The sequence below is a fragment of the Microcoleus asticus IPMA8 genome (genome assembly GCF_013179805.1).
GTDB classification, from domain to species: Bacteria; Cyanobacteriota; Cyanobacteriia; order Cyanobacteriales; family Microcoleaceae; genus Microcoleus; species Microcoleus asticus.
Map to the genome: position 1 here is coordinate 1 of NZ_SRRZ01000198.1, position 7,973 is coordinate 7,973.

Here is a 7,973-nt window from a genome sequence, read left to right on the forward strand (position 1 = left end):
AGTTTGGTGATTTTGAGCCAACATTCTCATGAAACTAATGATCGATCGAACCCTCGATCGATTTATGAATGATTTGCGATCGCTATATATACTATGCGTCGGTAAGTCCTGTATTTAGCTACTGGCATTGGTTGGTTGTTTTAACCAATCTAGTTGATAGGATGTAGCCCGACCAAATCTGTAGCAAAACTTTAAGAAATTCGGCCCGAAGGTATGATTTACTAAAAATTAAAAACAGTCGATCGAGCAGACTTGACAATTTAACAATGATTCCCTGGGAGAATTTTATGAATTCCATTAATAAAAACAGCATCCACTGGACTTACTCAGTGGCTGTTTTCTGTACCCTTTTCGCACTACAGCAACAAAAAGCTACAGCAGCAACGCTATCTAACGGCTGGAATTATGCGATCGATTCCTTCAGCGATGGCGTGACAGGGGATCAAATCGGCGGTGGCGCATTTGAATTTTACGGCATCGCCATCAAAGAAACCTCAGATACAGCTTTCATCGCGATTAACTCGAATCTGAGTTTAGCAGGATACGCCGACCCACTAGCTCAAAGAGGCAACATCAACTACGGCGATTTATTCTTCAATTTTTCCGGTCAAAATTTCAATACAGCTAACGCAAACGGCAGCTTGTTTGGTATCCGCTTTGCCGAAGGAAATGACTCAAGCGTAGCCACAACAGGCATTTACAGTAACGTTACTGCTAAAAACGTCACCCAAACTAACTCTGGCTTTACTAATTTAAATCAATTCAATACGGTAGCTTCATCTCAAGGCGGAACGCCGTCTATGGGCGATTTAGCTGCCACAGACCACTATTTTGAAAAAACAGGTAACTGGACGGTTCTCAACTCAATTGCTACGGGTACAAAAGTAGGAGAAATCAATGTTTTAACGCCAGCAACTTTGAGCGCCCTCGGTCTTAATTTCGTTCAGTTTAATGCCGTAGGTTCTCAAACAATCGGATTCAGTTTCAATAAATCCTCAATGCCTTCGGGGAACTATATTGCTAACTTTTTTGCCGAGTGCGCTAACGATGCGATCGCCATTAAAGGCTCTTTTGAACAAGGCTCTGCTGAACCAGTACCAGAACCTGCTACTATCTTCGGTACTTTAGCCGGATTTAGTATTTTAGGTATTGGTGCAGCGAAACGCAAAATTAAGCGCAAGATTGCCTAAGTTATGTAGGGTGCGCACGGAGTACCTTACGAATAGCTGTAATGCGCACCTTACGAATAGTCGTAATGCTTCAAACTACTTGCAAACCGTAGAGTAAATTATCGAGAGATAAAATGCGCCCAAACATTCCCATCTGGCCCAGCAACTTGATTGACGTAGCTGTAGGGATACATCAACTTTCTCCCCTCAGTATCGCTGTAACCGGTTAGTGCATTTCCCCAAGGATCTTGCACGATATAACCCTGAGAATTGTAGCCAATTAAAGTGATAATGTGACCGGCCGCAGTAAAATCTCCCGCTAAAACTACCGGCCGCCGATTCAGCAATTCCGATCGCACATCGGCCCACGTGCGAGTCGTACTAAAACTTGTCTTAAACTCGTAAGCTTGAATCAGTGCCGAAAGTACGTTGTGATCGGTTTGAGAACCCTGACCGGCATAGTCGAAACACCACTGCAACAACTCATCCTCCAACTGTCCGCCCCACTCAGAACGAACGCCGTAGTAATAAAATACCATCGCGATCGCAGTTACGTTGCAAGTAGACCAATCAAAACGCGGATTGTCCCGCTGCGAAAAATACGGCACGTTCAATTCCACATTGTTCGGAACCGGATCGAAAATTTTATCTCCCCGCTTGAACTGAACAAAACTAGGAAAAACATAACCTGTATTGCCCAAATTCGGCAGTTCTTCAGTCAGGGAAACTTTCAGGTGAGATCCTTCCGCACCGTAGCTGTTCACGCCGTAAACTCGACCTAAAGGCAGCGTAGTTTTCTCGGTACTGCTCAGGCTAGCAGCATCTACCGGCCGTTTTTTAAAGACAGTTGCTTGCAGGATTGTCATCGTCAAAGCATCGGGGTCAAAGGGAACTTCTTTGCCGTCTTTTTTAATTTTAACGTCCTGCCAATAAATAAATCCAATATTGCCGAAACCGGGAATAGGTTCGGCGAGAGTTACTCGGAAATGCCCCAAAATGCAGGCATAACCAGTGATGGAATAGGTGCTGCCTAAAGTTATTTGAGCAACTTGATTTGCAGGCAGTTTAGATGAATCTTCTGGTTGACCTTTAATCTGAGTTGTTTGAGTTACCAACAGTTGAGCGCTGACGTTGCTATTCGGTACGTCTGCCAGGTCAAATCTTAGGATTTGAGAGCCTTTGGCAAGCTGAACGTCGGGTTCATAAAAATAGCCAAAAGTGCCGATCGGCGAAATTGCTGAATCCACAACCACCTTGAGATGCCCGTCAATAAATCCGTATTTGCTAACCGCCAAAGTCTGGCCTGCTTTGACAAAAACTTTTTGCTGATTGTTGAGCCGGGAAGAATCAAGCGGAGCTACCTTAAACAAAGTGTCAGAAACTATCTTTAAGGTCAAACCTTGTCCGACAGTCAGCGGATCGGAACTTACGGTAATGTAAATTATTTGGCTGCCAGTAACGTTGCCTTTGCTGTCAGTTGCCCGCAACCTGAGCCACCGAGCTCCAGCTACGCTAAATCCTTTAGACAAATTAACTTGCCAAGTGCTGGCCTGTTGGTTTAGCGTGACGCTTAGGGGCAATGTATCCTCAGCTATCACCTCAATTTTTGCTGCTTGTTGCCTATCAAAAGTACCCCGAAGGACGATCGGCTGATTTACCAAAACTTCTGACGGCCCTTGATAACTTAAATTCACAGCGGGATTGAAAGATTTGCCACCGCGACTGAATTGCACAAAATCGGGATAAATGAAACCCGTATTGCCAAATTGCGGCAAATTCTCGGTCAGCGAGACTTTAATGTGGCTTTGTTCGATCGAGAATCCGGCAATTCCGTAAATCATTCCCGCCGGCAAAGTAAATTTTTCTTGGGGTGGCAGGTTAGCGGCATTTACAGGCTGCTTTTTGATCGCAGTAGTTTTGATAACAGTCATGGTAACTGCATTTCTATCATACTCAATTCCCCTCCCGTCTCGCAAAATTTGGACGTGCTGCCAGTACACAAATCCCGAAGTCCCTAAGTTAGGAACTGCCCGAGCAAAAGCGACTCGAAAATGGTTTTCCACGCAAGCGTAGCCAAGAAGATTGAAAGTTTCTCCCACGTTAAATTGTAATTTCTGAGTTGATCCTAAAGTTGCAGAATCTGCGGGGGTTAACTTTAACCATGTCTTTTTGATCACCCACAGTAACTGCATTCCAGGCGGCGGGGTCGGCAACTCGGCGCGATCGAATATGAGAATTTTTGCGCCTTTGGTGATGAGTACGTGTTTTTCGTAGAAAAAACCGGACTTTCCCACCGGAGAAATTCCATTATTTAGTTGAATGTTCAGGTGTCCGTCTTCTAACTCGTAGTCGGTAATTTGATAAGTTTTACCTGCGGGTATTTCCGCTTTTTGCTGCGGGTTGAGATTGCTCGCGGGCAGTGTTCCGGCTTTGAATACGGTATCTCTGAGAGTAATTAACGTGAACAATTGAGCGGGTGACTGAGAAGCAGGATTAACTTTGATGTTAATGGTTTGTTGGCCGATAACTTTGCCTGTCTTATCAGTTGCCCTCACCTGCAGTGTGCGAGTTCCTGCGCTATCGAATCCTTTTTCTAAACTGATGTTCCAAATGCCTCTAGAGAGATTTATCCCCACATTCAGCGCATTTGAGCCTTCTGATGCTGAAATCGCTGCCACTAGATTTTTGTCAAAACTGCCAACTAAGACAGCGGCTCGATTTGCCTCAATTTCTCGCGGGCCTAAGTAACTCAAAATAATGTTGTTGGTTGTCATTATATATCCCTCTACCTACTTAGTTATTCAGCTAAAGCAAGGATAACTTCTGATTTTATCAAACACAATGACCCGAACCAGGAAAAAACCGCCCCTAGATTAAGCCTACGGGCGGTTAATGCGTTTTCCAGCATAAGTTTTTAATTATTGGGGCGAGTTGCGCCGCAAATCTAACTTTAGGCGCACACTAAGCACATTAACCGAATAAATGGGTGGTTGAGCGGATTTGTGGTGCAAGTTTTGAGGGAAGGAATTTAGTTCGAGTAGTTTGCTTCCCCCTGTACCCTTGACCCCTCACTTGCTGAGTCAATCGATTTTAGATTTTAGATTTTAGATTTTAGATTTTAGATTTTAGATTTTAGAATTGACCCCACGGATGAATGCGGGGGCTTGTATCCTGGATGCTTTCGGTCAGGACTTAGGAAAAAAACCCGGTTCCTAGGAGAATATTGCCTATAGGAACGAGGCATCTAGTAAGAAACCGGGTTTTTAGCCGTTTGGTGCATCTAGGAAGGTTAGTGCGATCGGCTAAAGTTCGACTAAACTATGGTGACAAGAATATCTTGAGCGTGAGTGTCAACTTTCATGGTTTCGCCCTCATAAACTTGAATGATTTTGCCGGTACCGTCGATGACGAAAGTAACGCGCTTGGCATAATCGCCTTTCTCGACATCGTAAGCTTTGGTAATCGTGCCATCAACATCTGCTAATAGCTGGAAAGGCAAACCGTATTTCTCTGTGAACTTTTGGTGCGATTCCTCGTTGTCTCGGCTGACACCGAGAACTACTATATCTTTGCCCTTGTATTCTTCATGGGCTGCTTTGAAGCTTTGGGCTTGTCTTGTGCAGCCGGGGGTGTCATCTTTCGGGTAGAAATACAAGATTACGGTTTTACCGGCGAATTGGGACAGGGAGACTGTGTTGCCGTTTGTGTCTTTGGCGGTAAACTGAGGGGCAGCGCACCCAACTGGTAAAGTCATAGTTTTGTTTCCCTTGTTTGGTTTTTCTTGCAGTTCCTCAACTTATTTTAGTTGGTTCTGTCGCTTTGCAAGAGACCTTTGTTAAAAATCGCGATCGCCCCCAACTCCGTGACGTTAAGCTTTACTGCATTTAACTTGCACCTAAGATGCGGGCTAAGAGTGCCTATTAGACGAATATTTTCAATAATGAGATATTGCACCATTGTCAATAATCCTTTTTTGAACAGGCAAGATGGCTGTTCCACAAAGAGTAGATTTTCTCGCTGAACAGGCAAGATGCCTGTTCAGCGAGAATACTGCAAGATGTGAGAATAGACATCTGCTAAAAAGCAGATGTCTAATTGAATGTTCGCGGGTTCTACACACCAATCGGTTGAGCAGCAGCGGGCATCATAGACGGATCGATCGCAATTCCTAAACCTTCTGCAACTTGGCGGCCGTAATTAGGATCGGCGCGGAAGAAATGGCACAGTTGGCGCATCTGAATCTCCGGTTTTGCTGCACTCAAACTTTCCACAATGTTAGCGACAAGCCGCTGCTGTGCGTCGGGTTTCATCAAGCGATAGAGGTCTCCTGCTTGGGTGTAATCGTCATTGCCCTTACGGTGATCGTAGCGATCGACTTTGACATTTCCTAAGTCCCAAGCTGGGTCAGCATAGGCAGAGTTTTGCTTTGGGGCATCTTCGTGGCTGTTGGGTTCGTAGTTGGGCCCGCTACCGCCGTTGTTACCCGGTGCCATTGCGCCATCCCGTTGATAGTGCATCACCGGACACTTTGGTTGATTGACGGGCAATTGCTGATAGTTTGCACCGAGACGGTAGCGTTGAGCATCTGCATAAGACATGATGCGAGATTGCAGCACTTTGTCTGGAGAGAAGCTAATACCTGGAACGACATTAGAAGGAGAAAATGCCGCTTGTTCCACCTCAGCAAAAAAGTTTTGTGGATTGCGATTGAGTTCAAGAATTCCCACGTCAATTAACGGAAACTCTGAGTGCTTCCACACTTTTGTCAAGTCAAAGGGGCTTTCGCGATACTCTGCGGCTTGGGCCTCGGTCATTACTTGAATGCAAAACCGCCATTTGGGATAATTACCTTGGTCGATCGCCTCAAACAAGTCGCGAGTCGCATGATCGGGGTCTTCGCCTTTGATCTGCGTCGCTTCTTCGGCGGTGAAATTTTCAATACCTTGCATGGTTTTGAAGTGGAATTTGCACCAAACCCGTTCTCCTCGATCGTTGATTAGGCTGAACGTATGGCTGCCAAAACCGTCCATGTGGCGGTGGTTTTTCGGCGTACCGCGATCGGAAAACAGAATTGTCACCTGATGCAAAGCTTCTGGACTCAGCGACCAGAAATCCCACTTCGCGTCAGCATCTTTGAGATGCGTTTGGGGATGGCGCTTTTGCGTGTGGATCAAATCAGGGAATTTGAGCGGATCGCGGATGAAGAAAACAGGGGTGTTATTGCCTACTAAATCCCAGTTGCCTTCTTCGGTGTAGAACTTCATCGAAAAACCTCTGGGGTCGCGTTCGGCATCCGCTGAACCTTGTTCGCCACCTACGGTAGAGAAGCGGAGGAGAACCTGAGTTTCTTTGCCAACTTCTGAGAATAGCTGAGCTTTGGTGTAGCGAGTAATGTCATGGGTGACGGTAAACGTGCCAAATGCAGCGGCTCCTTTTGCATGGACAACGCGCTCAGGAATGCGTTCCCGGTTGAAGTGAGCCAGTTTTTCCATCAGGTAAAAATCCTGCATGAGAATAGGCCCGCGTTCACCTGCTGTCAAGGAATTCTGGTTATCTGCAACCGGAATTCCGCTAGCGGTTGTCAATGTTTTGTCTTCTGTCATAGTGGGTAAATTGATTGCTGCATCCTAAGTATTCTATACCTTTCTGGGGCCAGGTGTTTCTGCGGTGGTAATTCTCCGATCGGCGACTGTGTGTTAAATTATTAGTGTGTTTTCAAAATTTCATGACTCAATTAAAACTAAGTTTTCAATAAAATATGATTGATTTCTACACTGTGATTCTCCGAAAAAGTGCTGATTGTTGGGTTTCTTTGTGTTTAGAAAATGGATTGGTGGGACAAGGAAATACTCCCGAACAATCTATTGATAAACTCAAACAAGCTATTGAGTCATTTTCCGAAGTTTATGAATCCGAGTCTGATGTTTATCTCAGTCCTCTTTCTATTAATGAATTACACGAATTTCTGACTTTAGAAGATGCAGAAGCCTCAGACACTTATGAACTAAGAAAAGTTTATGCCTAAAAACCTTCCATCTTTAAAACCTAAAGCATTAATTAAGATTTTAGAACAAAACGGATGTCAATTTTACCGAGAGGGTAAAGGAGATCATTGTTTGTATATGCGTGAAATTGAAGGCAGAAAAAGGATTGTTCCAATTGATATGGGTGCTGGGGAAATGTCACCAGCTTATGTGTTGCGGATTTTCAGGCAATTTGGGTTTACAGATCCAGAAATTGAGGGGATGATTAGTTAAGTCCGCCTTCATGATTCAGCAATTTAATTAGCAATCTTACTTTACAGCAATTGCCTAATCAATACCCCAATCTTTCACTTGTGTTGTAACTGATTGGATCGGAAAAGCAAGAGCAGTATCAGTAGTAGGTCGTAGAATCGGCTCTTGATTCTGCGATCGAGTAATGCTAATGGTATAACGACTTCCCTGCCCAATGGCAACAACGCGATTTTGCCGATCTAATACGGGACTGCCAGCATTAACTATAACTGAAATTGCAGATATTTGTAACTCTCGATCGCTCTTGTTGATGACTTTTCCTGTTGCAACTGTCCAATCATCATTGGTGTCGTCAGAATATCCAATAATGTGGGTAGGTGAGTTGAGGGGAACAGAGGCTGAGGATCTGGCTAAAGGCTTAATATCCTTCGGAATGTTCGTGACTTCAAGTAAAGCTAAATCTAGCTTGTCAGAGGCAGCCTTAGTGGTGCAGAAAACTCCTGAGATGCTTAAGGAGCCTAGAGAATCATAGTTAATGGAGAAAAGGGGCTTGCGCCGTGGTTCGATT

The 7,973-nt window shown here is 44.7% G+C and carries 7 protein-coding genes; 3 read left to right on the forward strand and 4 right to left on the reverse strand.

Going from position 1 to position 7,973, the window contains the following annotated elements; all coding sequences use genetic code 11:
- Window positions 1-287 precede the first annotated feature (287 nt).
- On the forward strand, window positions 288-1,190 hold the full coding sequence (locus E5S67_RS30160) for an XDD3 family exosortase-dependent surface protein (protein ID WP_216670813.1): 903 nt from the start codon (window positions 288-290) through the stop codon (window positions 1,188-1,190).
- Between the two features lie 98 nt (window positions 1,191-1,288).
- On the opposite strand, the gene E5S67_RS30165 is transcribed toward E5S67_RS30160, so the two are convergent.
- The 3 genes from E5S67_RS30165 to E5S67_RS30175 all read right to left on the reverse strand — a co-directional run bounded on the left by E5S67_RS30165 (window position 1,289) and on the right by E5S67_RS30175 (window position 6,772).
- Window positions 1,289-3,943 carry a C39 family peptidase gene (locus tag E5S67_RS30165; RefSeq protein ID WP_172192898.1) on the reverse strand — a complete coding sequence of 885 codons (2,655 nt, stop codon included), beginning with the start codon at window positions 3,941-3,943 and terminating at the stop codon, window positions 1,289-1,291.
- A 539-nt stretch (window positions 3,944-4,482) separates the two neighbouring features.
- On the reverse strand, window positions 4,483-4,923 hold the full coding sequence (locus tag E5S67_RS30170; RefSeq protein WP_172192900.1) for a peroxiredoxin: 441 nt from the start codon (window positions 4,921-4,923) through the stop codon (window positions 4,483-4,485).
- Window positions 4,924-5,281: 358 nt separating this feature from the next.
- Entirely contained in the window at window positions 5,282-6,772 is a 1,491-nt protein-coding gene (locus tag E5S67_RS30175; protein WP_172192902.1) for a catalase, read from the reverse strand.
- Window positions 6,773-6,927: 155 nt separating this feature from the next.
- Between E5S67_RS30175 and E5S67_RS30180 the strand changes: the two genes are divergently transcribed.
- Together E5S67_RS30180 and E5S67_RS30185 are read left to right on the forward strand one after the other, a co-directional pair.
- On the forward strand, window positions 6,928-7,194 hold the full coding sequence (locus tag E5S67_RS30180) for a hypothetical protein (protein ID WP_216670814.1): 267 nt from the start codon (window positions 6,928-6,930) through the stop codon (window positions 7,192-7,194).
- Window positions 7,187-7,426 (forward strand): type II toxin-antitoxin system HicA family toxin, encoded by a 240-nt coding sequence (locus E5S67_RS30185; protein ID WP_172192904.1) that lies wholly within the window; start codon window positions 7,187-7,189, stop codon window positions 7,424-7,426. The genes E5S67_RS30180 and E5S67_RS30185 overlap by 8 nt, the downstream gene beginning before the upstream one ends.
- Window positions 7,427-7,480: 54 nt before the next feature.
- On the opposite strand, the gene E5S67_RS30190 is transcribed toward E5S67_RS30185, so the two are convergent.
- A partial coding sequence (locus E5S67_RS30190; RefSeq protein ID WP_172192906.1) for a S1 family peptidase occupies window positions 7,481-7,973 on the reverse strand: 493 nt, incomplete at its 5' end.

Coding starts and splice junctions, on each gene's coding strand:
- E5S67_RS30160 (WP_216670813.1), top strand. CDS start 288: ATGAATTCCATTAATAAAAACAGCATCCACTGGACTTACTCAGTGGCT.
- E5S67_RS30165 (WP_172192898.1), bottom strand. CDS start 3,943: ATGACAACCAACAACATTATTTTGAGTTACTTAGGCCCGCGAGAAATT.
- E5S67_RS30170 (WP_172192900.1), bottom strand. CDS start 4,923: ATGACTTTACCAGTTGGGTGCGCTGCCCCTCAGTTTACCGCCAAAGAC.
- E5S67_RS30175 (WP_172192902.1), bottom strand. CDS start 6,772: ATGACAGAAGACAAAACATTGACAACCGCTAGCGGAATTCCGGTTGCA.
- E5S67_RS30180 (WP_216670814.1), top strand. CDS start 6,928: ATGATTGATTTCTACACTGTGATTCTCCGAAAAAGTGCTGATTGTTGG.
- E5S67_RS30185 (WP_172192904.1), top strand. CDS start 7,187: ATGCCTAAAAACCTTCCATCTTTAAAACCTAAAGCATTAATTAAGATT.